At 69.9% G+C, this 26,473-nt stretch carries 21 protein-coding genes; 10 read left to right on the top strand and 11 right to left on the bottom strand.

Annotated features, from left to right (window positions below):
- Positions 1-105 precede the first annotated feature (105 nt).
- Positions 106-1,350, bottom strand: coding sequence for a cytochrome P450 (locus tag IH09_RS07635; RefSeq protein WP_205380214.1), 1,245 nt, complete (start codon positions 1,348-1,350; stop codon positions 106-108).
- 515 nt (positions 1,351-1,865) lie between these two features.
- Between IH09_RS07635 and IH09_RS38845 the strand changes: the two genes are divergently transcribed.
- The 7 genes from IH09_RS38845 (at position 1,866) to pabB (ending at position 8,417) form a co-directional block, all read left to right on the top strand.
- On the top strand, positions 1,866-2,096 hold the full coding sequence (locus tag IH09_RS38845) for a hypothetical protein (protein ID WP_190233233.1): 231 nt from the start codon (positions 1,866-1,868) through the stop codon (positions 2,094-2,096).
- Positions 2,093-3,265 carry a cytochrome P450 gene (locus IH09_RS07630; RefSeq protein ID WP_052855320.1) on the top strand — a complete coding sequence of 391 codons (1,173 nt, stop codon included), beginning with the start codon at positions 2,093-2,095 and terminating at the stop codon, positions 3,263-3,265. The genes IH09_RS38845 and IH09_RS07630 overlap by 4 nt, the downstream gene beginning before the upstream one ends.
- Before the next feature lie 34 nt (positions 3,266-3,299).
- Positions 3,300-4,172, top strand: a complete 873-nt coding sequence (locus IH09_RS07625; RefSeq protein ID WP_318279405.1) for a 4-hydroxybenzoate octaprenyltransferase — start codon at positions 3,300-3,302, stop codon at positions 4,170-4,172.
- A gap of 14 nt (positions 4,173-4,186) precedes the next feature.
- Positions 4,187-5,017 (top strand): arylamine N-acetyltransferase family protein, encoded by an 831-nt coding sequence (locus IH09_RS07620; protein WP_052855318.1) that lies wholly within the window; start codon positions 4,187-4,189, stop codon positions 5,015-5,017.
- A gap of 77 nt (positions 5,018-5,094) precedes the next feature.
- Positions 5,095-5,271 carry a hypothetical protein gene (locus tag IH09_RS38840; protein ID WP_172450376.1) on the top strand — a complete coding sequence of 59 codons (177 nt, stop codon included), beginning with the start codon at positions 5,095-5,097 and terminating at the stop codon, positions 5,269-5,271.
- Between the two features lie 17 nt (positions 5,272-5,288).
- Complete coding sequence (locus IH09_RS07615) at positions 5,289-6,311, top strand: AurF N-oxygenase family protein (protein ID WP_052855317.1); 1,023 nt, start codon at positions 5,289-5,291, stop codon at positions 6,309-6,311.
- Positions 6,312-6,338: 27 nt separating this feature from the next.
- Positions 6,339-8,417: an aminodeoxychorismate synthase component I gene (gene pabB, locus IH09_RS07610; protein ID WP_052855316.1), complete on the top strand. Its 2,079-nt coding sequence runs from the start codon at positions 6,339-6,341 to the stop codon at positions 8,415-8,417.
- A 179-nt stretch (positions 8,418-8,596) separates the two neighbouring features.
- On the opposite strand, the gene IH09_RS07605 is transcribed toward pabB, so the two are convergent.
- A complete protein-coding gene (locus IH09_RS07605) occupies positions 8,597-10,135 on the bottom strand; it encodes a long-chain-fatty-acid--CoA ligase (RefSeq protein WP_052855315.1) in 1,539 nt (512 codons plus the stop codon).
- Positions 10,132-11,706: a class I adenylate-forming enzyme family protein gene (locus IH09_RS07600; protein WP_052855314.1), complete on the bottom strand. Its 1,575-nt coding sequence runs from the start codon at positions 11,704-11,706 to the stop codon at positions 10,132-10,134. The genes IH09_RS07605 and IH09_RS07600 overlap by 4 nt, the downstream gene beginning before the upstream one ends.
- A 384-nt stretch (positions 11,707-12,090) precedes the next feature.
- Between IH09_RS07600 and hemA the strand changes: the two genes are divergently transcribed.
- Positions 12,091-13,302: a 5-aminolevulinate synthase gene (hemA, locus tag IH09_RS07595; protein ID WP_052855349.1), complete on the top strand. Its 1,212-nt coding sequence runs from the start codon at positions 12,091-12,093 to the stop codon at positions 13,300-13,302.
- 502 nt (positions 13,303-13,804) lie between these two features.
- Here hemA and tpg read toward each other — a convergent pair.
- The 5 genes from tpg to IH09_RS07570 all read right to left on the bottom strand — a co-directional run bounded on the left by tpg (position 13,805) and on the right by IH09_RS07570 (position 19,580).
- Positions 13,805-14,362, bottom strand: a complete 558-nt coding sequence (tpg, locus tag IH09_RS07590; RefSeq protein WP_052855313.1) for a telomere-protecting terminal protein Tpg — start codon at positions 14,360-14,362, stop codon at positions 13,805-13,807.
- Positions 14,363-14,365: 3 nt separating this feature from the next.
- Positions 14,366-14,827 carry a hypothetical protein gene (locus IH09_RS07585; RefSeq protein WP_240151054.1) on the bottom strand — a complete coding sequence of 154 codons (462 nt, stop codon included), beginning with the start codon at positions 14,825-14,827 and terminating at the stop codon, positions 14,366-14,368.
- A 3-nt stretch (positions 14,828-14,830) separates the two neighbouring features.
- Entirely contained in the window at positions 14,831-16,969 is a 2,139-nt protein-coding gene (gene tap, locus IH09_RS07580) for a telomere-associated protein Tap (protein ID WP_052855312.1), read from the bottom strand.
- A gap of 713 nt (positions 16,970-17,682) precedes the next feature.
- Entirely contained in the window at positions 17,683-18,708 is a 1,026-nt protein-coding gene (locus IH09_RS07575; protein ID WP_110952131.1) for a dihydroorotate dehydrogenase, read from the bottom strand.
- Complete coding sequence (locus IH09_RS07570; protein ID WP_052855311.1) at positions 18,705-19,580, bottom strand: dihydroorotate dehydrogenase electron transfer subunit; 876 nt, start codon at positions 19,578-19,580, stop codon at positions 18,705-18,707. Before IH09_RS07570 ends, IH09_RS07575 begins: the two co-directional genes overlap by 4 nt.
- A gap of 883 nt (positions 19,581-20,463) precedes the next feature.
- Between IH09_RS07570 and IH09_RS07565 the strand changes: the two genes are divergently transcribed.
- Positions 20,464-21,384, top strand: a complete 921-nt coding sequence (locus IH09_RS07565) for a phosphotransferase family protein (protein WP_190233232.1) — start codon at positions 20,464-20,466, stop codon at positions 21,382-21,384.
- 619 nt (positions 21,385-22,003) lie between these two features.
- On the opposite strand, the gene IH09_RS07560 is transcribed toward IH09_RS07565, so the two are convergent.
- Positions 22,004-22,204: a hypothetical protein gene (locus IH09_RS07560; protein WP_052855309.1), complete on the bottom strand. Its 201-nt coding sequence runs from the start codon at positions 22,202-22,204 to the stop codon at positions 22,004-22,006.
- A gap of 1,049 nt (positions 22,205-23,253) precedes the next feature.
- Here IH09_RS07560 and IH09_RS07555 point away from each other — a divergent pair.
- The gene (locus IH09_RS07555; RefSeq protein WP_240151053.1) at positions 23,254-23,979 is read left to right on the top strand and encodes a DUF4328 domain-containing protein; all 726 of its coding nucleotides are present in this window, start codon (positions 23,254-23,256) and stop codon (positions 23,977-23,979) included.
- Positions 23,980-24,057: 78 nt separating this feature from the next.
- Here the strand turns inward: IH09_RS07555 and IH09_RS07550 are convergent, their stop codons facing one another.
- On the bottom strand, positions 24,058-24,966 hold the full coding sequence (locus tag IH09_RS07550) for a class I SAM-dependent methyltransferase (RefSeq protein ID WP_052855308.1): 909 nt from the start codon (positions 24,964-24,966) through the stop codon (positions 24,058-24,060).
- Positions 24,967-25,370: 404 nt separating this feature from the next.
- Entirely contained in the window at positions 25,371-26,471 is a 1,101-nt protein-coding gene (locus tag IH09_RS07545) for an NAD(P)-dependent alcohol dehydrogenase (protein ID WP_052855307.1), read from the bottom strand.
- Between the last annotated feature and the right edge of the window lie 2 nt (positions 26,472-26,473).

The raw sequence follows: 26,473 nt of genomic DNA, 5'->3' as shown, positions 1-26,473 counted from the left end.
CTGCGGCGCCGCGGCAGCAAGGCGGCCATCGCCGAGCGGAACGAGCAGCGGGACAAGCGCGGACGGCACCGTACACGGGCCGTCAGAAACGACCTGGTCTCCGTGTCACCGCTGCCGCACCCGCAACTCGGTCAATGCCCGGAGCGGGAACACCGGCCGGTGATGCGGCAGCGGCCCCGGTGCCAGTGTCAGACCCGGCATCCTGGTGGCGAGGGCCTGTATCGCGATCTCCAGTTCCGAGCGGGCGAATCCGGCTCCGAGGCAGAAGTGGATGCCGTGCCCGAACGCGAGATGCGAGGCGGACCCGCTGCCTGGCCTGAACGCGGCCGGACATGCGGAGGAGTTGCTGTCCCGGCCGGCCGCTCCGTACAGCAGAAGCAGTCGGCTTCCCGCGGCCAGGGGGACGTCGCCGACCACTACGTCGCTGACCGCGGTCCGGTACATGCCCGCCAGCGGGCTGTCGAACCGCAGCCCCTCTTCGACGAGGTCCCGTGTGGCGATCGTCCCGTCGGCCACCGCGGTCCAGCCTCCGGGGGCCTGGAACTGCTGGAAGAGGATGGTGCCGAGCGCCTCGGCGCAGGTCATGTGTCCCGCGAAGATCAGTGTGGGGATCATGACGGAAGCCTCGTCGGCGGTGAGCGTGCGGCCGGCCTTGCCCTCGTGGAGCAGTTCGCTGATCAGGTCGTCCTGCGGTGAGGCCAGCCGTTCCTGCACGAGTGACCGGGCGAATGCTCCGAACTCCATCAGGCCGCGGGCGTATTCACGCAGCCGGTCGAAATCGGTGTGGCCTCGCACCATCATGAGTTCGATGCGTTGCTCGGACCATGTGCGGCAGCGGTCGAGGTACTCGTCCGGAATCCCGAGGCGTCGGCCGATCACCTCGAGGGAGTACGGAACCGCGAACTCCTTGATGAAGTCGAACTCCTCCGCGACCGCCACCCGCTCGACGAGGTCGGTGGCGATCGTGCGGATCGTGGGTTCGAATGCTCTGACCCTGGCCGGTGTGAACCCGACGTTGAGCACTTCCTTGATCCTGGTGTGCTCGGGCGGGTCGAGCGAGCCGACGGCCAGCGCATCGGCTCCGCGCCAGGTGCGCAGCATGCGTGTCACGTCCTCGGGCAGCGCGACCGAGGGGCGGGGATTGTGGTCGCGCGCCGAGAAGCTCTGGTCGTCGCGCAGTACGGCAATGATGTCCTCGCGGCGGGTGACGCACCAGGCGTCGAGCAAAGGGGCGTAGAAAACGGGTTCTTTCTCTCCGATGCCGGTCAGAAAGGAATACGGGTCGTCGCGATGCGCGCCATATGGATCGAACGACCTGTCCTCCTGCAATTGCCCGGAATCAACAGACATGGCCATTCCACCTCTCAAGCTATCGTGAGCCGTTCTCGGCAATAATCAGTGACGTTGTGTGATATTGCTCGGCCGGCAGAACCGCTCACCGCTACTCGTTTCACTCCGTTCCGTGCCACGGCGTCCGCGCCGGAACGTCTGGCTTGCGTCGCCGAACAGAGCGTCCACGCCAGTCGGTGGAAACCGCGTCCTTCTCGGAAAGTGTTATCCGCCGTTGGACGCCGGCTCGACAGCCGGACTCGAAGCACGACCTTGGGTGCCGCCCAGCGGCCACCAATCCGCAGCGTAGCCCAAATCCGGCCCTGTGCCGTCCTCTTTGGGGTTTTCCCTAAACCGGAAGATGCGCACGCCGCATCGTTGACACGCTCAGGGCTGCCCACCAGGATGGCAGCCAGAATGATCGCAAAAATTCCGGTAATGCCACACAGTGATTTCCTGTGGTGCAATTCGCGAACCCCATGCGCGTAGCTTCTGACCGGTAACAGGGAAGGCGTCGTGACCGGAGGAGAAGCCCTATGAGCGCACTCGGCACCTCGTCGGCCGGGCCCCGCGCCTTCATGTCGCCGAAGACGGCCACGGAATTACCCGTCATCCGCGGCGAGTTCGAGCGCTGGGAGCGGGCCCGCTGCGTGCCCCTGACCCGGAACCCGGTCAACCTGCCGCTGGGCGGCTTTCCGTCCCCAGTACGTCGCGACCGTCTTCGACACGGTGGTCCGAACCTCGATTCCGGCGGAGGCCGTCAGTGAGTACCCCGACTCAACTGCCTTTCGAGCAGACGAATGTGCTGCACCTCGCACCGGCACTGCGCACGCTCCAGTCCCAGGGCGCGGTCCATCGGGTCCGTACCGCCGAGGGCGACGAGGCGTGGCTTGTCACCGGTCATGCCTGGGTGCGGCGGTTGCTCGACGACGACCGGCTCAGCCGCTCGAATCCTGATCCGCAGGCCGCGGCGAAGGACAGCGGTTCCGCGATTCTCGCCGGCCTGCTGGGCGACTTCGCCACCGACCACGCCCGGTTGCGGGCGCTGTTGGAGCCGCACTTCTCCCCCGAGCGGATGCTGGCGCTGCGGCCCTACGTGGAAGAGGTGTCCCGGCAGCTCCTGGACACGGTGGCCGGCCGGACGCCTCCGGTGGATCTGCGCGAGGCGCTGGCGCTGTCGTTGCCGATCCAGGTGATGTGCGAGTGGCTGGGTGTGCCGCAGGAGGACAAGGACCGGTTCGGCGGCTGGACCCAGGACGCCGCCGGCGTCGGAGACCCGGTCAGGTCCAAGCGGGGGCTGGCCGAGTTGTTCGCCTATTGCGGGCAGCTTGTCGCTGACAAGCGGCGGAACCCGGGCGATGATGCGATCTCCAGGATCTGTGCGACCGAGGGGATCAAGGACAACGAGGTCATCGGGCTGACGGCGCTGTTGTTGTTCGGTGGTTATGAGACCACGGTGGCCCGGATCGGCACCTGTGTGTCGCTGTTGCTGGCCAATCCCGAGCAGTGGCAGGCGTTGCTGCGCGACCCGGGGCTCATCCCCGGTGCGGTCGAGGAGACCCTGCGGATGTCGATGCCGAATCCGCACAATGGCGGCATGCCCCGTTACGCGCTGACGGACTTCGAGATCGACGGGGTCACCATCCGGGCCGGCGACTTCGTGTTGCTGAACATCATCGCGGCCAACCACGACGAGACGGTCTTCGCCGGCCCCGACCGCATCGATGTCACTCGCGATGCGACGGGCAGTCTCGCGTTCGGGCACGGTGCGTACCACTGCGTCGGCGCGACGCTGGCCCGGATGCAGCTGCAGGTGGTGCTCACCCAGCTCGTCGCGCGATTCCCGACCCTGCGTCTGGCTGTCGGTGTGGACGAGCTGAGGCTGCGCCTCACCACGCTGATCGGCGGGTTGGTCCAGCTTCCGGTGACATGGTGATGGGGTCCTGATGCTGCACGAAATATCTGCCGGCGTGGTCACGAAGAGCCCCGCTTCGGTCCGCGCGTATCTGTTGTTGATGCGACTGGACAGGCCCACGGGGTACGTGCTCTACCTGCTTCCGGGGCTGTGGGCCGTCGCCCTGTCCTCCGGGCGGCGGCCGGACCCGCTGGTGGTGGTGCTCCTCGCCGTCGCTGCGGTGCTGGTGCGCGGCGCTGCCTGCGCGGTCAACGACGTGATCGACAGGGACGTCGACGCCCGGGTCGCCCGCACCGTGTCGCGTCCTGTCGCCTCGGGGACGGTCAGCGTCAAGAACGCGCTGCTGTTCGCGGTCGCACAGGCCGTGGTCGCGCTGCTGGTCCTGGCGGTGGTGAACGTGGAGACGGCCTTGGTCGCTGCGGCCTCGTATCCGCTGATCGTCGCGTACCCGTATATGAAGCGCATTTTCTTCTGGCCCTCGGCGTTCCTGGCGCTGGTGATGAGCGTCTACGCGCTGATCGGCTGGACGGCGGCGACCGGGAGCGCCGGCTATCCGCTCGCGGTGTGCGGCCTGTATGCCGGTGGGGCCTTCTGGACCGTGATTCACGACACGATCTACTCCCATCAGGACAAGGAGTACGACCGTCAGATCGGGGTCAAGTCTTCTGCTCTGCTGTTCGGCAAGGCCACCAAGGCGTGGCTGGCGCTCTTCGCCGCGATCAGTGTCGGGGGCGTGCTGTGGGCGGGTGCGCTGGTGTCGATGGGGTGGGCGTTCTACCTGGTTGTCGCGCTCGCGGGAATCTATCTGTCCTCTCTGCTGGTGCGTGTGGACCTGAACGACCCGAAATCGTGCTGGGACGCCTTCGTCTCCAACACCTATTTCGGCTGGCTCGTTCTCGCGGGCATGGTCGCCGGGCAGTTCACATGAAGGGTGAGCGGCGTATGACGGATTCGGTGTGGCAGGGCGGCGGCGTCGATCTGGACGCCTATCTGGCCCGGGTGGGTTACCGGGGTGATGTGGCCGCGGATCTCTCCACGCTGCGCGGTCTGCACGCCGCCCATGTCGACGCGATCGCCTTCGACAACCTGGACGCGCTGTTCGGCCGCACGGTGGTACCGCTCGACCTGGACAGTGTTCAGGACAAGATCGTGCGGCAGGGCCGCGGCGGCTGGTGTCTGGAGCAGGTCGTGCTGGCGGCGGCCGTGCTCGACCGTATCGGGTTCACGTTCACGGCGTTCGCGGGCCGGACGCGGATCCGGACCGGGAACAAGGTGGGGCCGGCGCTGCACGTGGCTCTGTGTGTGGAGCTCGATGGTGAACGCTGGCTTTACGACGTGAGTTTCGGTGCCCACGGGCTGCACGAGCCGATCCGGCTCGCGGAGAGCGCGCGGCTGGACGGCGACTGGTCGTTCGATCTCGTACGGGAGCCGTCCGGTGAACATGTCCTGCGGTTCCTGGGGCCGGAGGGGCCGGCCGAGCTCTACGGCTTCACCTTGGACGTGCGCCATCCCTCGGATTTCGAGATCCTCAACCACTTCTGCCTCACGCATCCGCGCTCGCCGTTCAACCATCGGATGGTCCTGCAGCGCACCCGGCCCGAGGTGAGGCATCTCCTCGCCGGCAGCACTCTGGCGGAGCTGCGTCCCGGGAGGGCGGCGGCCTTCCGGGAACTCGACAAGGACGAGTTGCTTTCCGCTCCCGAGGAGATCTTCGGGATCACCTTGGAACCGGGCGATGTCCAGGCGCTCCGGAAATTCCTGGACGGTCCGTGATGCGTACTTCGCTGCCGGACAGCCGCTGTTCCGCGGACTTCGCGCTTTTTGGCCGCTTCCGTCCGTGCCGCCCCCGCTTGCCCTTCGACCGCCGGCTGAGTCTTCGGCGCGCCCGGCCGGCGGTGCGGCACCTGTCCATCGAGAACGCCCTCGCCGAGACCCGGGCCGGTGTGGTGCCGCCGCACCGCGGGCTCGGCGTGGAAATCGAATTCCGCAGGCCCAAGGCCGGCGCCAGGCGCGCCGGGCGGCTCTGACCTGGACCGAGGTCGCCATGAATGACATACCCAACGAAGCTGATCCCGGTGCGTTCACCGTGGCGCGGCGGCTGCGGTCGTCTCCGGAGCACGATCCGCACGATGCGGTGGAGAACGCCGTCCTGAGCAGGCTCGCCGGCAACTGGCACCGGCGTGCCACGGTCAAGCAGGAGGAGCCGAACCTGGACGACCTCTTCGAGCTGGACCGGCCGGACTTCCCCGAGAGCCTGCTGCCGTTCCGCGAGCACCCCACCTATCTCGCGCTCGACGACGCGATGAAGGCGCGCGTTCTCGCCTGGGGCTGGATCTCGTTCAACAAGAACATCATGGACATCGAGCAGTATGTGGTGAACCCGGGTTTCGCCCTGGTCACGCAGGACGTCTTCGACACGGGTATCGACAGCGAGGCCATGACGATCGCGGTCACCCAGGCCATGGTCGACGAGCAGTACCACACGCTGATGCACCTCAACGCCAGTGCCGTGACGCGCCGCAAGCGCGGCTGGCGGATGCCGGAGTCGGCGCTGCCCTTGGCGTACAAGGCGCGCAGGCAGGCGCACCGGCTCGCCACGGCCGGGACGGACGAGGAGCGGGCCCTGGTCTCGCTCGCGTTCACCACGGTCGCGGAGATCTCGGTCAACGCCCACCTGGACCTCGTCGCCGAGAACCACGGGATCCAGCCGGTGAACCGTATGACGGCGGTCCTGCACCAGCGTGACGAGTACTGCCACGCCTCGATCGCGGACACCCTCGCCCAGGAGGCGTGGCAGCACTTCTCCGCCGGGCAGCGCGACTACTTCCTCGCTGCGCTGGCCGACGGGATGGAAGCCTTCGCCACGCACGACTTCACGACCTGGGCGAGGATCCTGGACCTGCTCGGCGTGGAGGGGGGCGAGGAGATGCTGCGGGATGTCGGCGGCGCCTCCGGCGGTAAGCGGCTCCTCCAGGACTTCAGCGGGTTGCGGCAGCTCTGCCAGGAGCTGGACGTCCTGGACACCCTCCCCTTCGACTGGTCAACGGTGTCGTCCCGAACCTCCTGACCACTACCCCACCCAAGGTGCTGACCCATGCGCGTCCTGCTCGTCGACAACTACGACTCCTACACCTACAACCTGCATCAGTTGCTGGCGAAGGTGCTCGGCGTCGCTCCCGTCGTCGTACGCAACGACGTCGAGGACTGGGACCGGTTCGATCCGCACGGCTTCGACGCGGCGGTCATCTCCCCGGGCCCCGGCCATCCGGCGCTCCCCCGCGACTTCGGCCGCTCCCGCGACGTTCTGGAGAACTCCGGGCTGCCGGTCCTGGGGGTGTGCCTGGGGCACCAGGGTGTGGGTCTGCTGGCGGGCGCGCAGGTCGTGCCCGCGCCGGAGCCCCGGCACGGCTACCTGTCCACGATCCGGCACAGCGGTACGGGTCTCTTCGCCGGTATCCCGCAGGATTTCACCGCCGTGCGCTACCACTCCCTGAGCGTCGCCGAACCCGTGCCCGCGCATCTGGAGGTCACCGCGCGCGCCGAGGACGGCGTGATCATGGGCCTGGCCCATCGCGAACGGCCCTGGTGGGGCGTGCAGTTCCACCCGGAGTCGATATGCACGGAGCATGGCGCCCGTCTCGTGGCCAACTTCCGGGACCTGGCGCCGGCGGGCCGCGGCAGCGGCACGGGTCCGTACGCGGGCCGGGCCGGCGCCGGGCCCGTACCGGTCGCGGCGCCGGAGGCGTCAGGGCCGCGGCTGCGCGCGGAGTACGACGTCCTGGACCGGGCCGTGGACGCGGAGGCCGCGTACCTGGCGCTGTACGGGACGAGCACCCGGGCCTTCTGGCTCGACAGTTCGCATGTGGAACCCGGTCTGGCCCGCTTCTCGTTCTTCGGAGCCGCCGATGAGCCGGGCGCGGAGATGCTGGCCTACCGCGTCGAGGACGGGCACACCGTCGTGGACCACCCCGACGGCACCTCGCGCCGGGAGGACGGCAGCGTCTTCGACGCGCTCGACCGCCGTACCGGCCGCGTGGTCGAGGGCGCCGGGGAGCTGCCCTTCGACTTCACCGGCGGTTACGTCGGCTATTTCGGCTACGAGCTGAAGGCCGACCTCGGTGCCCGGCGCGCCCACCCGTCGAAGGCGCCGGACGCCGTGTGGCTGCAGGCCGACCGCTTCATCGCCGTGGATCACGCCGAGGACCGTACGTATGTCGTCGCCGTCTGCGAGCAGCGGGACGCCGACGCCGCGCAGAAGTGGATCAGGACGGTCGTCCCCGTCCTGGCCGAACTCCCCGCCGCGCACGCGGATGCCACCGCCCCGCCGCTCGCCGAGCAGCACGATGCCGCGGCGTGGCTGGCCCGCCCGCGCGCGCAGTATCTGGCGGACATCCGGGAGTGCGACCGCAGGCTGCGCGAGGGGGTGAGCTACGAGATCTGCCTCACCACCAATCTGCATCTGCCCGCGCCGGCTGACGACCTCGCCTACTACCGGCGCCTGCGGCGGCTCAACCCCGCGCCCTACGCGGCGCTGCTGCGGCTGGGCGATCTCGCGGTGTTCAGCTCGTCGCCCGAGCGGTTCCTCAAGGTGGACGCCACCCGCACGGTGGAGGCGAAGCCGATCAAGGGCACGGCGCCCCGGCACCCGGATCCGGACACCGACGAGGCCACGCGCCGCGCCCTGCGTACGGATCCCAAGTCGCGTGCCGAGAACCTGATGATCGTGGACCTGCTCCGCAACGACCTCGGGCAGATATGCGAGATCGGCACCGTCACCGTTCCCTCGCTGATGGCGGTGGAGTCCTATGCCACCGTGCACCAGCTCGTCTCCACCGTCACCGGCACTTTGCGCGAGGGCAGTTCCGCCGTGGACGCGGTCCGGGCCTGTTTCCCCGGCGGGTCCATGACGGGGGCGCCGAAGCTGCGCACCATGGAGATCATCGACGAGTTGGAGGGTGAGGCCCGTGGTGTCTACTCCGGTGCCATCGGGTTCGTCGGCTATACGGGCACGGCGGATCTGAGCATCACCATCCGCACCGCTGTCCGTCACGGCGGTGAACTGACCATCGGCGCGGGGGGTGCCATCGTCCTCGGTTCCGATCCGGAGGCCGAGTACGAGGAGATGCTCCTCAAGGCGCAGACGACTCTGCGCGCGCTGCCGAAGGAGGCGTGACGGTTTCGCAGGTGTCGGTGTGGCTCCGTGCGTTCCCGGAGCCGTGGCCGTCGTGCTTCTCGGCCAGGTGGGTGGTGTCGCCGTCGCGGGCGCGCGGTGCTTCGGCGGAGCGGTCGGACCTGCTTCCGGGTCCGGGCCGGGGAGGGCGCCCGTGCCCGGTCGTAGGGGCGTGCGCCGGGTCAGCGGCGGGCGGTGAGGCGGGCGGTGAGTTCCCGCTTCAGTATTTTGCCGCTCGGTCCGAGGGGGAAGTCGTCGACGAATTCCACCAGGCGCGGGTACTTGTGGGCGGCGAGCCGCTGTCTGCTCCAGGCCACGATGTCCGGGGCCAGGGCGGCGAGGTCCGTGCCCGGCCGTGTCCGTACCACGGCGCACACCTCTTCGCCGTACTTGTCGTCGGGGATGCCGATGACGGCCACCTGGGCGATGGCCGGGTGGTGCATCAGTACGTCCTCGACCTCGCGCGGATAGACGTTGTAGCCGCCGCGCAGCACCATGTCCTTTTTGCGGTCGACGATGGTCAGGCAGCCGTCGGCGTCCTTCGTTCCCAGATCGCCCGAGCGGAACCAGCCGTCCACCAGGGCGGCCGCGGTGGCTTCCGGCTGGTTGAGGTAGCCGGCCATGACGTTGTGGCCGCGTATGACGATCTCCCCGGTCTCCCCGGCCGGCAGCAGTTCGATGCGGTCCTCGATGTCGGCGGCGGCGATCTCCGCTTCCACGCCCCAGATGGTGTGTCCGACGGTGCCGGGTTTGCGTGGCCACGCCTTCTGGTTGTACGCCACCACCGGTGAGGTCTCCGTGAGGCCGTATCCCTCGTAGATCGGGCAGCCGTAGACCTCCTGGAAGTCGTTCAGCACCTTGACCGGCAGCGCCGAACCGCCGGAGAAGGCGCGGTCGAGGGCGGGGCGGCGGTCGTCGTTGCCGGCGGCTTCGAGGAGGGCCAGGTACATGGTCGGGACGCCCATGAACACGGTGCAGCCCTCGGTGACCATGAGGTCGAGTGCGCCGGGGCCGTCGAAGCGGTTCATGAGGACCAGGGTGCCGCCGGCCAGGAAGCAGGCGCTCATGCCGCAGGTCTGGCCGAAGGTGTGGAAGAGCGGCAGGCAGCCGAGCAGCACGTCGTCGGGGCCGAGGTCGAAGGGCGAGCGCATGGTGGTGCTGACGTTCATCACCAGATTGAGCTGGGTGATCATCGCGCCTTTGGGCCGGCCGGTGGTGCCCGAGGTGTACAGCACCAGGGCCAGGTCCTGGGGCTCGCGCGGTACCAGGCGGTCCAGGGGCTCCGCCCGTTCGGCGAGCGCGTCGAGACGGGGCGGGCCGTCGTCGTCCGCCAGCATGACGGTGAGCAGCGGGACTCCGGCCGTCTCGGCCGCCTTGGCCCCCTCGGTCAGCATCGGCGCCGCGCATACCAGGGCCTTCGCCTGGGAGTCGGCCAGCACGTGGACGATCTCGTCGGCGCGCAGCAGGCCGTGCACCGGAACCGCCACGGCGCCGAGCGCCAGCACGCCGTAGTACGCCATCGGGAAGTGCGGTGTGTTCGGCAGCAGCAGGGCGATCCGGTCGCCGGGGCGCACATCGTGGTCCCGCAGCACCGTCGCGTACCGGCGGGTGGCGTGCCAGAGTTCGGCGTAGGTGATCCGTTCGGAGCCGTGGACGAGCGCGGGGTGGTCGGGGCGCCGCTCGGCGGACTCCGCCAGTACGGACGCGGCGGTCAGTGTCATGCCGCACCGCTGCGCCGTGCGGCCAGCGCCCGTTTGTCGGGCTTGCCGGTACCGGTGAGGGGCAGCGCGTCGTGGAACGTCACCACGGCCGGTACGTGCTTCGGGGACAGCTCGGCGGCGACGTGGCCGATCAGTGCGTCGGGGTCGGCGGTGCCGCCCGGCCGTGCCACGACGGCGGCGTGGATGTGCTCCACGCGATCGTCGTCGACCACGCAGTACACCGCGGCCTGGGCGATCTCCGGGTGGGTCAGCAGCGCGTTCTCCACGTCGGTGGGGTGGACCTTGATGCCGTTGGTCTTCATCACCTCGCCCGTGCGGCCGTGCAGGCGCAGGAAGCCCTTCTCGTCGAGGGAGCCGAGGTCGCCGGTGTGCACCCAGCCGTCGCGGACGGTCTCGGCAGTCAGCTCCGGTTCGCCCCAGTAGCCGAGCATGGTGGAGGGGCTCCGTACGCAGACCTCGCCGATCTCGCCGGGCGGGAGGTCACGGCCGTCGTCCAGGTCGCGGATGCGTACCTCCGTGGCCGGACGGCCGACGGTCCGGCGCAGCTCCGGGTCGAAGTGGTCCTGCGGGGTCAGGATGCTGATGGGGCTGGCCTCCGTGGTCCCGTAGAGCTGGAGCAGCACCGGTCCGAAGACCTCGACCGCCTCGGCGAGCCGGGCGGGGGCCGCGGGAGAGCCGACGTAGGTGAGGGTCCTGATGCTCGACCGGTCGGTGGTGGCGGTGTCGGGGTGGTCGATCAGCATGTACAGCTGCGGCGGGGTGAGTGCGAGGGTGGAGACGCGGTGGCGGTCCACGGCCCGCAGTACTTCGCCCGCCTCAAATCCGTCGTGCAGGATGACCGTTCCGCCCGAGGCGAGGGTGACGTCGACGACGGAGCCGCTGGAGTTGCTCACGGGCAGGGTCGACAGGTAGACGAGGGGTTCCGGGGACTGGAGGCCCAGGTTCACCTGGAGGTGGAGGCTGCGGACGCGGTAGGACATCGCGACGGCCTTGGGGCTGCCGCCGGTGCCGCTGGTGCAGAGCACCACGGCCGGCTGGTCGGGGTCGGCCTCGGTCTCGTCGAGGACGAAGGCGTCCGGGTTGCCCGCCGAGAGGTCCAGCACGTCGGGGCCGAGGGCGTCGAGTGCGGCGAGACGCGGTGGTTCGGACAGCCGGCTGCACAGTTCGCGGGCCGTGTCGGCGTTCTCCTTGTCGACGGCGAGGACGGTCGCCCCGGTCCTGCTGAGGATCTCCTGGCGGGCGGCGGCGGCCAGTTGGTCGGTGGGGTCCACCGCGTTCGTGGAGTGCAGGTGGACCATGGTGGCGCCGGCGAGGTTGGCGGCGTAGCGCAGGATGATGGTCGCCGGGCTGTTGGTGACGGTCAGCACCGCCACCACCGGGTTTTTGTCCGCCGTGCCCGGGGAGCGGTGGTGTTGCGTGAAGTGCCGGCGCAGGACGTCGGCCGCTGTGAGAACCGCCCGGGAGAGCTGGCCCGCGGTGATCTTCTCGTCCTCCCGCCAGAGGGCGATTCGGTCGGGAACGGACGCCAACGCCTCAAGGATCCGACGGGCGTAATTCTCGTTCGAAGACATCGGCACTCCACTTTGCGGCCGGTTTGCCGGTTGGTGCAGGATCACATGGCCGTGAGGGCTTGGCAACAGGTTCCGAGTGCCCGTCAAATCATTGGGAAAATTACTAAAGTTCACGCTTTGGTGACTTCAATACCTGCTGACCTTGGGTAAGTTGGGCGTCAACCGCGATCGACGATATGCAGACGTTACTTCCATGCCCTTCCTCTGAACTGGGGACGGCGACGCCATGTGATTCCCCGCGCGATTTCACCAGTGCCGCGTTCGTTCCGGGGCGAGCAGAAGCCAGCCGCAGGTGTGCGGGTTAGTCGCGTATTCACAGTCGCCTGCATTTGCATGTGGCCTCAGGAAGCCTGAACGAAGCGAGTAGACGTGACGATCCAGTATATGGACCTCTTTGCGCGCCTCATCGAGAATTCCGACGGGGGAAAGAGGGATTTCCTTGAGATCGGACGGCTCGCCGGGAACTTTCCCGCGGCCAGTGTGCGCACCGGCGGGCACGGGGCCGGGCCGGACAGCATCAGCGTCTGGTGCAGCAACGACTACCTCGGCATGGGTCAGCATCCCGCGGTGCTCGAAGCCATGAAGGAGGCGGTCGACAAGTACGGGGCCGGCGCCGGCGGCTCGCGGAACATCGGTGGCACCAACCACTACCACGTGCTGCTGGAGCGGGAGCTCGCCGAATTACACGGCAAGGACGACGCCCTGCTGTTCACCTCCGGCTACACCGCCAACGACGGTGCGCTGTCCGTCATCGCCGGCCGCATGGAGGGATGTGTCGTCTTCTCCGATGCCCTCAACCACGCGTCCGTCATCGACGGTCTGCGCCACAGCCGCGCCCGGAAGCAGATCTTCCGTCACAACGACTTCGCCCACCTGGAAGAGCTGGTGGCGGCGGCCGACCCGGACGTCCCCAAGCTCATCGTGACCGAGTCCGTGTACTCGATGAACGGCGATATCGCGCCGCTGCCCGAGATCGCCGATATCGCCAAGCGCTACGGGGCGATGACGTACCTCGACGAGGTGCACGCGGTGGGCATGTACGGCCCGGAGGGCGCCGGTATCGCGGCCCGGGAGGGCATCGCCGACGACTTCACCGTCGTCATGGGCACCCTGGCCAAGGGCTTCGGCACCACCGGCGGCTACATTGCCGGCCCCGCCGAGGTCATCGAGGCGGTGCGCATGTTCTCCCGCTCCTTCATCTTCACCACCGCGCTGCCGCCCGCCGTGGCCGCCGGCGCCCTGGCCGCGGTACGGCATCTGCGGTCCTCCGGGGCCGAGCGGGACCAGCTGTGGTCGAACGCGCAGCTGATGCATCGGCTGCTCAACGAGCGCGGCATCCCCTTCATCTCGGACCAGACGCACATCGTGTCCGTCCTGGTGCGGGACGAGGACGCGTGCAAGCGGATGTCCGCGCTGCTGCTCGACCGGCACGGGATCTATGTGCAGGCGATCAACGCGCCGAGCGTGCGGGTCGGCGAGGAGATCCTGCGGGTCGCCCCCGGAGCCGTGCACACCGCCGACGACGTTCGCGGATTCGTCGACGCCCTGGACCAGGTCTGGTCGCAGGTCTGGTCGGAGGCCGCCCTGGTCTCCTGAGTCAGGAATTCTGTTCAGATATGAGGCGAGGCGTTCAAGGATCTCGTGGGCGGCTTCGTCCGGATGCAGGGCTTCGGGTCGGTGTTCCGGGCTGTGATCCGGTCACGGATGCCCTTACCCGCACTTGAGTGCGATGCCCCGGGGTTCTGAGCCGCGACATCGCACTGGTGTGTGTGTAGGCCCTGGGATCTTGGGCCGCTCCCCCTGCCGAACTGCGCGGCGGCCGGGGCGAGTTCGGTGTGGCGCTCCAGCCGTTCGTGGCGGGCCCGTGCGAGCCGGGCGCGGTTCTTGGCGCGGCGTGCTGAAGTGCGGGGTGTTGAGGATCGCCGCGGTGAGTACCGGCTCGGGCAGGGGGTCGTCGTCGGTCGGCTCCGCGTCCCGCGGGGCGAGGGTGCGGTTGATGCCGGCCACGGTGGTGAAGTGGCTGGTGTCGTCGCCGGGTTCGGCGGACTCTTGTCGCGGTCGGTGGCCGGGAATTCGGCGGTCGCACATTCGCTGCTGTTCAGTAATCCAGGTCCAGGTAATCAATGTCGTTGATTGCCACGTCCGACAGTCCTATAGCGCGGCCGCCGCCGTCCTGGAAATACACCTCTTTAAATCCTTCGGCGATGATTCCGCGCATCTCCTGGTCGCCGGCGCCGGTTTCGCGGGCGTCGAACAGGCGCTGCGCGTACGCCGGGGGGAGGTGCACGGTGAGTCGCCGGAACCGGCCGTCGTCGGTCGTGCCCACCGGCGCGGTGTAGCCGAACCGGGCCCGGGTCTCCACCGTGATCCCGCCGGTGGCGGTGGCCTGCTTCCGTCGGCGTTTGCGGACTTGCGGCTGCCAGCGGGACCGCACGGACGAGTTGATGCGGTCGGCGATGTCCTTGGGCGGGTGCTTGCGCTCGCCCTTGAGGTAGCGCTCCACCGACCGCTGGCTGACTCCGAGTTCCCGGGCGACCGCCTTGGTTGTCTTGAGCTGCTTCATCAGGTAAGTGATTTGGCCTTTGAGGGTCTTGGGCGGCTCCCGGGTGAACGACTCCTGGTCAGCGCGCTCGATGGCGTCCTCGATCTCCCCCATCGGTCAGCTCCCGTCCGGGTGCGCACCGTGGCCGTACGGGTGGCGGATCAGGTGGGCGTCAGCGGCGGGGGCGAGGTCGACGACGAGGCGCTCGCCCACGCCCGTGGCCGTGGTGGTGTCGGGCGTGAGGTAGCCGAGACTGCGCAACTCGCCGACGGCTTTGCGGAAGGCGTCGCGGCCCTCGGCGGCCAGGCGCTCGTCACGGGTGAGGTAGGTCAGCTCGCTGACCGTCGGCTCCTGCCCGGGGTGGTAGCCGGTGGCGAGTTCGGCCAGGACGCCGCGGGCGCGCCAGGTCAGGCGCATGTCACGCATGGCCTGCGCGAACAAGGCCGGCTCGTGGACGGGTGGGGCGGAGGGGACGGGCCACCGCGGGGAGGCTGTGGTGTCGGTGGTGTTCATCGGGTGCGGCTCCTTGGGTGTTTGCTCCGGTGCGGGCGTGCCGGTGCCGGTGTCGGTGTCGGTCATGGCCTACTCGCCCTCGTCGAGGACGGCGTCTCCGCCCTTGATGTGGCGGGCCGGGTTGAGGCCCTTCTCCATCAGGTCAACCGCCCACAGCATCGACTGGACACCCTCCGGCTTCGCCAGGCCGGGCGTGGGTCCGAGGCGGAACCCGCCGGGCTGCGGCTTGCCGGATGCGGCGTACGGGAGGAAGTCGAGCGGGCTGGGGCCCGGCGAGGGGTAGACGACGCAGTCGGAGAGCACGGCGAGCGGGTACCGGCCCGTCATCTTCGCCATGTTGTTGAGCTTGCGGTGCATGTTGACCCGGGCCTTGCTGATGACGGCGGCCCGGATGTCGGGGCGCCACGTCGGCCGCTGGAGGGCCGGCCACGTCTCGCCCTCCTTGTAGTGCCTGCCCTGGGGGCGTTCGCGGAGCTTGCCGATGCCGCCCTTCACCGTGGCCTTGATCGCGGACAGGACGGCGGCCAGGGCCGGGTCCTGCTGCTTGTGCTGTTCCATCGCGGTGAGGAAGGCGCGGTCGTCCAGGTCCTTGGTGACGCCGAGGTCGGCGAGGGTGTCGACGTACGCCGTTTTGAGCCGGTCGTGCCACGGGTCGAGGTAGGCGCCGGTCTCGCGGCGCAGGTACGCCTCGATCGGGTGCACGTCGTGCCCGAGCTCCTGGGCGTAGGCGAGGGTGTGCGTCTGGTACCAGGCCGGGCCGGTCGGCCGGGTGCCGTCCGGCGTGAACGGGCTGGGCAGGCGCGGGTCCGGCTCGATGTGGCTGAGGTCGGCCAGCCAGCTCCCGGGGATCTTCGGGTTGAACTTCGGGGTGTGGAAATGGTCGGGCGCGCTCAGGCCGACGACCAGGCGGGCCGCGGCCGCGAGGAACGCCGTGTTGAGGTCCAGGCCGACCGCGAAGGGCAGCATGCACTCCTCATCGGACAGCGTCTCCACCGGCCGCACCCACTGGTATGCCTCTTCGTTGAGGAACCCGCCGCTCCAGCCGGAGTTCACGACGACGGGGTGCTCCGGGGTGGCCTCCGGCGGTGCCGGGTCCATCGGCTCCGTGCCGAGGCTGCCGGCGTTGTGGCCGGACACCCAGTTCCCGGTCTCGGGGTCCTGTACGGCCTTCGTCGGCGGGCGCAGTGCCGTCATCAGCTCCAGGCCCGAGACGGCGGTGGAGCCGCGCGGGGTGATGACCCGCTGGGCGTACACCCCGAGGACGCGGGCGACTTCGGCCGACTCCATCTCACGGACGCCGGGCCAGGACCGCTCGTCGAGGGCGTCCCAGGACAGGATCGCCAGTTGCACGCACTGCCGCTCGCGGCCCTGTGCCTTGCGATAGATCCGCGCCCACGGTCCGAACCCGCGCTGCGTCAGCTGCCACTTCGCCTTCGCCACCTGCTTGACCACCGGGTGGTCCTCGGGCAGGCGCAGCGAACGGCGCTGCTCGTGGCCCTCCAGGCGCTCCGGCAGACCGAGGTTCACCGCGGCGGCCGCGGTGAGCACGATCAGCGGGTCGCTGTCCTTGCCGTACCGGTTGAGCTTCGCGGCACCGAGGCCGGACTCCTTGAGGGTCCACTCCACCAGCTGGGGCACGGTGGTGGCCGGGCAGTCCAGCACGGTGCCGTCGACGCCGTACGCGGAGCCGTCGCCGTCCAGCACGGCGAGCGGGCCGTGCGGGAACCGCGGGTCGGTCGCGGGCTTCGCAGGCTTCTTCGCCGGGCGGTGCGATGTCGCCGCCGGGCGGGCGAAACGCTCGGGCGCGGCTTGGACGGCCGGGGCCGGGGCGGTGGTCTGCGCCTCGATGGTCTGTGCCTCGGTGGCCTCGGGCGCGGCCGGGCTGGTGGACATCTGCGGCGCCGGAGCGGGCTGCGGCGCGGCGGCCGGGGCGGGGGCCTGGGCGGTGGAAGCTCCGTGGGCGGGGTACTTCGCGGCCCATCCGTCCAGCAGCCGCTGGTATGCCTCCAGGCGCGGTGACTTCGGCTCGGAGCGGCCGTTTTCGTAGTTCTTCACCGTCTGCACGGTCGACTTCAGGGCCTGCGCGAGGCGGGCCTGGGTGATGCCGGCGGCCTCACGCAGCCGGGCGCGCTCCGCCGGGGGCGGAAGCTGCGGCCCCTCCTCCAGCAACGCGTCGATGTTCGCGAACAGCTCTTCCTCGGATGGCATGGGCGGACTCCTTTCGCGCCGTCACCTTAACATCGCTTACCCTAATGTTTAACCTATTTTTTAACCCGTTCGGATTCTTTTGCCGGGCGGGAAATGGACGGTTCAGGGCGGCATCCGCAGGCCCTGGCACGTGGTTGACAGGCACGTATCGCACCGCCTCTACCTGCGAAGACACCATGTGAGGCTCATAGGGTGGGGCAGCCGCTGGCCGGTCTCCGGCAAGGCGGCCTCGCGGCCGGGGCGTGCTCGGCACGGTGGTGACCGTGGAGGAGGAAGACGAGACGCGGGACGGGCCGGCGCGGGCACGGCTGGGCGGCGTTGTCGAGCCGGCGCCGGGCGCACCTCCTGGCACGGTGCAGGTGGTCACCGGCACACGGGCCCGGCAGGTGAACGACCAGGAGGCGCAGGACTTCGGCATCTGCACCGAGCGGGCCCGCCTGGAGATCGGGCACGCCTTCTACGACGCCGAGGACGACGTGCTGCGGCGCACGGTGACCGTCGACTGCAGCGGCCAGCCCTGCGTGGCATCGGCCTCCACGGCCGCATCAGGGTCGTCATCCGCATGGTGCGGAGCGATCCCGTATGCCTGCGCTGTCCGGTCGGTCAGGTTCGTGATGCCCTGGTGCGCTGCAATCGGGGCAACGGCCCGGTGTGGCTCTGCCGCCGCGCTCCCTGTCGGCTCAACAGGTCCCCGGGGCGGTGCGGGCAGGGCGTCATGCCGGTGTCCTGCGTGGCCGGGAGTCGTCCTCGGGCTGGTGATGGGCGAGCCCCACCGCGTCCGCGAGCGAGCGGATGGCGTGCCGGGCGAGTGTCTCTCGGAGGTCGTCACGGACCTTCAGGGGCAGCGAGGGATCGCGGAACAGGGCGGTTCCGAGGGCGATTCCGGAGGCGCCGGCGAGGATGAATTCGAGCGCGTCCCGTGCGGAGGCGATGCCGCCCATGCCGAGCAGCGGGACCGGCCGGAGTGTGCCGCTCCGCATCGCTGCGTATACCTGGTATACGCAGCGGACCGCGACCGGGCGGATCGCGGGTCCGGAGAGGCCGCCGGTGATGCCGGCGAGCGAGGGGCGGAAGGTGTGTGTGTCGATGGCCATGCCGAGCACGGTGTTGATCATCGAGAGTCCGTCCGCCCCGGCCTCGGTGCAGGCGGCCGCGATGTCGGTGATGCGGGTGACGTCCGGGGTGAGTTTGGCGTAGACGGGCAGGTCCGGCCCGGCCGCCGCTTTGACGGCGCGGACTGCCGCGAAGGAGGCGTCGGGGTCGCAGGCGAAGACGAGGCCGCGGTCGGCGACGTTGGGGCAGGAGATGTTGGCCTCGATGCCGACCACCCCGGGCTGTCCGGCCAGCCGGGCGGCTGTTTCGGCGAACTCCTCCGTGCGCTCCCCCGCGATCGAGACCAGTACCCGGGCGCCGTGCTCGGCGAGCCAGGGCAGTTCGTCGGTGACGAGGTGGTCGATGCCTGAGCCCTGGAGGCCGATGGAGTTGAGCATGCCGCTCGGGGTCTCGGTCATCCGCGGGGTGGCCCGGCCGGAGCGGGCGTACGGCATCACGGTCTTGGTGGTGAGGGCGCCCAGTTCGTGGAGCGGGGTGAAGCGGTGCAGTTCACGGCCGTACCCGGCGCAGCCGGAGGCGGTGAGGACGGGGTTGGGGAGGGTGAGCCGGGCGCCGAGTGGTGCCGACATGTCGATGTCGGCCGGGTCGATGGGGTCCCTGTGTGCGGTCGGGTGCCGGGGGCTCATGCCGGGTCTGTCTCCTTCGGGGTGTACGGGGTCATCGCGGCGGCGCCTTCGAGGTCGGCGGGCAGGGTGCCCGTGTCGTCCCAGCGGACGGTGGTGCCGTCGAACACCGGCCCGGAGGTGCAGGAACGCAGGAAGCGGGTCACGCCGTCGGGGCCGGTGACCGGCAGAACGCAGCTCATGCAGAGGCCGGTGCCGCAGGCCATGGCCTCCTCGACGGCGGTGTGGCTGCGGGCGCCCGCGGCGGCGGCGAGGGTGGTGACGGCTTTCAGCATCGGCATGGGGCCGCAGGAGTGCACGTCGGTGGCGTCGATCGCGGCCATCGCGGCGGGCAGCGGCCCGGTGACCCGGCCGCGCTCCCCCGCGGAGCCGTCGTCGGTGACCACGTGGACGTGCGGGGACAGGGCACGGGCCTCGGCGACGCCGAACAGCCGGTCGGCGGTGGCGGCGCCGAGGACGAAGGCGACCTGTCCGCCGCGGGTGAGGATGGCTTCGGCGAGGGTCGCCATCGGGGCGCTGCCGTATCCGCCGCCGACCAGGACGGCCCGCTGTGGTCCGCCGTCCAGCGGGAAGGGTGTGCCGAGTGGGGCGATGAGGTCGACGGTGTCGCCCGGATGGTGCCGGGCGAGGGCGCGGGTGCCGGCGCCGTGCTCGGCGAAGATGAACTCGACCGTGCCCGCGGTGGGGTCCGCCCGGTGGATGGAGAAGGCGCGGCGCAGCAGGGTGGCGGAGGTGGGGCCGCCGATGGCGAGGGCTCCGAAGTGGCCGGGGCGGACGTCGGCGGTGGCTGCGGCGGGGGCGTCGAGGGTGAGCCGGTGGTAGGCGCCGACGGGTTCGATCCGCCGGATCACGGCGGCGGTCTGTGTAGGGGGCACGTGGTGGTACTCCGTCCGGGGTGGGTGGCGCGTTTCCATGCTCCTCGCCCCGTCTGCGCCTCTCCTTGTCCAAAGGTCCCCTCTTCCACGGCCGAAGGCCCCGCCCGTCGCTGGAGGTGGGGGGTGGCGGCGGGGCGGTGCGAGGCTGGTCGGGTATCGCGGCGTCAGCGGGCGTCGCTGACGGCGTCCGGTCCGGCTGTGGCATCCCGTTCATCCCGGCCGCGGCACGCTGATCGGGATGCCGCTGCCGGGCGGAGGCGTGGCCCCGCGAGGCGGCGAGCTCCGTCTTCGGCTGCGGGCCGGCTCAGCGGGCTTCTCCCCCGGAAGCTGTCCGGGGCCGTGTCGCGGGCCGTCTCGCCATGGACGAGAGCGGGGCGATTGGGGCACCGGATCCTGATGTCGGGGTCACGCCGTAGTTCCTCCGTGGCCGGGCTGAGGCGTGCGATGTCGCGTCGGAGACGCTTCGCCACACCAAGGGACTGGCCGTCGATGCCAACGGAGATCTGCGGCGGGCCGCTTCCGGCTGGTCGTTCGTGCAGAGCGTCGATGACTGCACCGGTTTTGGGGCGAGGAAGCCGGCGGGTCCTCCGGCACGGGTGATGTCAAGGCGGTTCCAGGGATTGCACCCCCGGCACCTGCGGGGCACGGTCCGCGACCGTCGGGGCCGTCGGTAGCCGGGGCCGGCCCGCGCGATCCGCCGTTCCCTCGCCTGCCCCGGGGCTTCACGGAACTGCGGTCGGCGCCTCAAAACAGCCAGGCGTGCTCTTCGTTCCCCACTTGGCTGAACGCGCACCGAAGGGCCGTTGCCCTGATGTAGGTTCCGTCGGCGCCGCGCCGACGCAGGCGTGGGACGCCTTTTCGACGCCAACGAGTAGGAATGCTCATGCCGACCGATACCGAACCCGCGATCCGGCGCGTCCTGGAGCAGGCGTGTCCCGGCGTGCGTGTCCTGTCGCTGCGTCATCTCTCCGCGGGCTACAGCAGCAGGCACTGGGTCGCCGATACCGACGAGGGCCGGCTGCTGGTCAAGGTGCCGCAGCGCAACCGCGATCCGGAGCACTTGAGGCGCCTTATGACGAGCACGCGCGTGGCAGCCGAGCACGGCATCCCGGTGGTGCGGTACCGATGCCTGGTGCCGCACGCTCCGGCCGTGGACGGGCCCGTGCTCGTCCAGGAGTTCCAGGAGGGCGCTGCGGCGGCTGACGTGTGGGAGTCCGTGGACGATGACCGGCGCGAGGTGCTGTGCCGCGACCTCGGGGACATCGTCGGGCGACTGCACGGCATCGCGGGGGCCGGGTTCGGAGAGGTTCCGGGGAGCGTCGGCGCCACGACGCTGCGGAGCTCGGTCAAGTCGGAGGTGGATACGCTCCTCAGCCGGGGGCAGGCCGACTTGCTCGGCGACAGTGGCGCCCTTCGCGCCGCGACGGCGCTGGCGTTGTCGCGGCTGGACGAGTCGGCGAGCGTCCCGGCACTGACTCACGGAGACCTCTGGCTGCCGAACTTCCTGGTGCGTCACGGACGGATCACCTGCGTCCTGGACTTCGAGCACGCCGGCTACCGGGACCGGTTCCGTGATTTCGGCAAGCTCGACGAGCACATCTTCGACGCGTTCCCGACGGGTCGTCGCGCCTTCCTCGATGCCTACGCCGCCGCGTGCCCGCTGCCGGACGACTGGGAGCAACGCGTCGACGTTGCGCGCATGCTGCACGCGCTGTCCATGCACGTGTACTTCCTGCGCTGGTCCCCGCAGTGGGCGCCGCAGTACGCGCAGCAGGTCAGGGATTGGCTCGGTAGTCATTCGTGAGCGAGCCGACGCACGTCGAGCGTTATCCGTGTTGCCCCTCCGAGGTGAGGATCGCGCGGGCAGCCGACGTGAGCAGGCCCGTCTCGTCCCTGAGTGAAGGGTGGCCGTTTTCAAGGCGCCGACCTGGTCCACCACCGGTACGGGAACATCACGCTGCCGGGCGGCCGGGCCGTCGGCATTGCCATATGCGCTGCGGGCCCCGGGCCGGCCTCGCCTACGGGCTGCGGCACATCGGCGCGGGCCGTGGGCTGCTGGACAGCTGCTGGACGCCGTGCAGAAAGTCTGGGGAAAGGAGCTGTGAGGCGCACAGACCTCACAGGTTCGCCGCGCGTGTGACAGCGGGCGTGACGCCCACCGGTCCGGGTGCGGGGCGGAGGTGGGGGCGGCCTTCTGCCAACGCGGGTGGATACGCGTGGTCGCCCGGGTGGCTACCGGTGGATACGCCCGTAGCCACGAGGCGAAACGCCCCGCCCCCGCTCCGACAGATGCGAGATGCAAGACGCCGTTGGCGAATTGGCCTGGACTGCGGGAGCGAGTCGGCGAAGCTGTGGGGGGAATCGGCTCCGGGCAGCTCCGGGTAGGGCCGCGCCGTAGAGCGTGGTCCTTTCGGCGGGCACGCTCAGACTTCGAAGTTCTCGTCGAAGGTGTCCCGCCGGTCCTGCTCGGCCTGCTGCTGGCGGAGCTTCTCCTGCCACGCCTTGTCGTTGGCCTCGCTCTTGCTGCCGGTGCGGCCCGAGCGCTGCGAGGCTTTCTTCCTCTCCTCGCGCAGCTTCGACTCGGCCTGTTCGCGTGCCCGCTGCGCTTTGTCCTTCATGCCCATGGGAGGTCACCCCTCAGGGGAGAGATCGGAGAGATTGGGCTTCGCCCAGCCTCGCACGCCGGACAGGAGCGCACATGTCGATCAGTGACGCCCCATGAATGCGCCGACGGAATGAATCGTTGCCATGCCGGGGACGGGTGTTGTCACGGGTGGCTTACCGGTGCAGGCGATGCCCGGGGTGGACAGGTTCCGGGTGAGGTGGTTGATCGTGTGGACGACGGGCTGCTGCCCGGTGAAGGCGACGGCGCGGACGTCCTGCCGACGATTCCGACGCAGGCGCCGCATGCGAGACCGCAGGGGCAGCCTGGAGAGACAGCGGCCTCGTCTTCAACGCCCCGACTGGCAGACCTCTCGACCCGGCCGGCCTCACCCGCCGCTTCCGCAACTTCCTCGACCAGGCTGGACCCCGCCACATTCGCTTCCACGACCTGCGGCACTCGACCACCACCCTGCTCCTGGGGCAGAGCCGTCGACCGCCGCGGCGCTGGTCCGCTGACGTTGCCGTCACAGCACGCAGAAGCCCTGCCAGAAGGCGTCTGACAGGGCTTCATATTTGTCGGCGCTACCCGCCACCGAAATTCCGCCACAAAGCGGACTCCAGGCTGGGACTCCTAATGTGATCTGGAACCCGTATGTAGCAGTAGGCGGTCAACGGGAGCCGCGGGACGGGTGGCGAGGCGGCGTTCGCCGGTCGGCGCCTGCGACCGGAAAAGGACACCGACACCGCGACCGCCTCCACCGTCGCCGGGAATAGCCAGGGCAGTTCCCGGTCACGGCCGGGCCTGGCGCCGGAACTGCTCGGTAGCGGCGTCGTTGCCGACTCCCCTGGGCTACTCGCCCCTGAAGGACATGGGGCAACTGCCCTTTTCCAGGGTGAGTTCGCAAAGCCGCCACAAGAGTTGGGCCGACCCGGGCGTTTTCCATGGTTTTTGCGTTGGACGCGACGAATGTGGATCACATAAGTTCCGGTTGCGCGCGGGCCACTCCGGGGAGAGGCGGCCCGATGCGCAGCAAGCACCATTGACCAAGAACCCGTGGGGGATTTCCGCATGTCCAACATGCCCGTCGCACCGCCGCCGCCCAACCGGTACCAGCCCGTTCCGCGGGCCGTTCTCCGCTCTCCTGTCGGACTCGCGAAGGCCGTCTCGATTCTGTTGGCCGTAGTCGTCGTCACCGACATGTTCGCGGTGTGGGCCGATTACCAGTCGCTCGACATGGTGAACCGGCTGATATCCGACTTTGACTCCGTCACCGGCCAGGAGATCGACAGCGTCGACATGCGGTACCGGCTGGCCGGGATCGTGCAGAGCGCAGCGCTGATCGCGACCGGCGTGGTGTTCCTCGTCTGGTTCCACCGGGTGCGGGTCAACGCCGAGGTGTTCGCCCCCGAGTACCACGCGAAGAAGCGCGGCTGGACGATCTGGGGCTGGATCTGCCCGGTGGTCAACCTGTGGTTCCCGCGCCGGATCGCCCTCGACACCTGGAACGCCAGCGCGGACGAGAACCAGCGCGGCGCAAAGCTGCTCAACTGGTGGTGGGCGCTGTGGCTGATGACCGAGTTCATCGGGTGGGCAGCCGGCCGTCAGTACGCCCGCGCCACGACTCCGGAAGAGATCCAGCGCGCCCTCGGCTCGGTGCTGGTCACCGACGCCCTCGACATCGTGGCCGCGATCCTCGCAATCCTCTTCGTACGCCGCCTCACGCAGATGCAGCACGAGAAGGCCCTGCGCGGCCCGAGCGCACCTCCGTTCGTGCCGAACCTGCCCGCCCTTTAGCGGCACGGTCCTTTTTCAAACGCCGCGACGCCCAGCGGCTACGCCGGCTCGGGCATGCCGGACCGCCCGACGGCGGCCTTACGCCCGGGGCTTGTTCGCGAATACCCACCGGTTGCCCGCCAGCGCGTCGTTCTGTTCGGGCAGTGGGCCGCGGCCGTGCCGGCGGGTGAAGTCGAAGGGGGTGTGGACCGAGGTGGACCAGCCCTTGCCCACCAGATGGCCCACGGAGTCGGGGCGCGGTTCGCGGTCGAACAGCGCGATCAGGTCGATGCCGGTCTGCTGTTTCGTCGAGGTGTAGAGCGGGCTGTCGCGGCATTCCAGCAGGTCCTTGTCGAGCTTGACCTCGAATGCCAGGGCGCTTCCCTCCGTGCTCAGCCGGTCCACCGTGTCGATGAGGTACGTCTCGGCGGCGGGCGGCAGGTAGAGCAGCAGCCCCTCGGCCAGCCAGACGCTCGGTGCGGCCGCATCGAAGCCGGCGTCGGTCAGCGCGGTGACCCAGTCGGCGCGCAGATCGACCGGGATCGGTACGCGCGCCGCGTTCGGGGTGGCCGACAGTGCGCCGAGCACCTTGTGCTTGAACGCCAGCACTTCTTCCCTGTCGATCTCGAAGATCACGCAGCCGGGAGGCCAGTCGAGGCGGAACGCCCGCGCGTCCAGCCCCGCCCCGAGCAGGACCACTTGGCGAGCGCCCTCCGCGTGCGCCGACCGGAGGAGAAAGTCGTCGAGGACCCTCGTCCGCAGGCCGAAGTACCGGGCGAATCGCCCCCACAGCGGGCTCGCGTCCCCGTCCAGGACCTGTTGCATGCGCACCGGCCAGCCCGCGGACGCCGGGGCGGCGCGCACGAAGTGCTCCGCGTAGATGTCCTGGGCCAGGCTGTCGTGGCGGTGGGTCTCGATCGCCCGTGCCGCGGCGACCAGGAGAGCGGTCAGGCCGACACCCCCTTCCACACCTTCCACACCGGTGTTCCGATGCGCTGTACCGACCATGTGTCCTCCTTGGCGGGATGCGAGCAAAGACTGCGAGCAGCGAGGGATACGAACGGAGGAATACGGATGGAGGAATAGGGATGGAGGAATAGGAACGGTGGATCCGTGCGGTGAAGTGGGCGCGCGGCGCTACGGCTTCGGGCGGACCGTTCCGCGGGGCGTATCCGATGGTGCGCGGCCCCGCGGCCCTGCGGCCCCGCGACACTCCGGTTCATCGGTCCGGCCGCCTCGGCATGGGCCGGTTCGCCGCGGGTCCGACCACGGCGGTACGGTGCCCGCGGCCGGTCGCCGGAGGCGGTCGGCAGGCGGCAGGCGGCAGGCGGCAGGCGGCAGGCGGACGACCGGAGCCGGCCGGAGCCCGTCAAAGCCCGTCGGACAGCCAACGACCTTGAACGCCTCATTCATCATCCCCTCCCCTCCGGAATCAGGACGGGTTTGACCACGCGGCCCGCGTCGCAGTCGCGTTCGGCCTCGTTGATGTCGGCGAGCGGGTACGTGCGGATCAGCTGGTCGAAGGGGAACCGTCCGGCCTGCCAGAGACCGGTCAGCCGCGGAATCAGCAGTCCCGGTACGGCGTCGCCCTCGCAGATGTGGGAGATCTTCCGGCCCCGGTCCAGTGCCCCCGGTTGGAGCGGCAGCGTGGTGTGGAGCCGTGCCACCAGGCCGAGGTGGCCGGCCGGGCGCAGGGCCTGCAGCGCGTCGTTGATCAGTGGGGCGGAGCCGGTGGTGTCCAGTGCGTACTGTGCGCCGCCGTCGGTCAGGTGCCGGATGCGGTCGGGCAGGCCGGACGAGGCGGCGTGCAGCGGGATCGCGCCGAACCGCTCGGCGAGGGCCAGCCGTTCGGGGTGCCGGTCGACGGCCACGGTCATCGCGCCGGCGGCGGTGGCCGCCATCACCGCGGCCAGGCCCACCGCTCCCGCGCCGAAGACCGCGAGGGTGTCGCCGGGGCCGGCGGCGAAGGAGTGGAAGACCGCGCCGGCGCCGGTGAGGAAGCCGCAGCCGAGCGGTCCGAGCAGTTCGACGGGGAGTGCGGGGTCGACCCGTACGGCGTTGCGGGCGGGGACCATCGCGTACCGGGCGAACGAGGACTGGCCGAACCACCGGGGAGCCAGTGCGCCGCCGGCCGCGTCGGTGAACCGTGCCGCGTTCTCCTCGCGCCCGCCGAAGAGGTTGAGCGCGGCGAAGGAGTCGCAGTGGGCGGGGGCCGCGCCCAGGCAGTTGCGGCAGTGTCCGCAGGAGTCGAAGCTCAGCACGACGTGGTCGCCGGCGTTCAGGCCGGTGGCCGGGCCGCCCGTCTCGACCACGGTGCCGGCCCCTTCGTGGCCGAGTACCGCCGGCAGCGGTGAGCGGCCCGCCGAGTGCCGGACCGCGAGATCGGTCCGGCACATTCCGCAGCCCGCGATCTCGACCAGGATCTCGCCGTCGGCCGGCCCCCCGTTCAAGGTCACCTCCTCGATGGCGAACCGGCTCTCGTAGGAGCGCAGTACCGCCGCGCCGAACCGCATCG

The organism is Streptomyces celluloflavus (genome assembly GCA_000720995.1).
GTDB classification, from domain to species: domain Bacteria; phylum Actinomycetota; class Actinomycetes; order Streptomycetales; family Streptomycetaceae; genus Streptomyces; species Streptomyces celluloflavus.
Note: the sequence above shows the minus strand (reverse complement) of the source record. Positions and strands in the feature narration are given on the sequence as shown.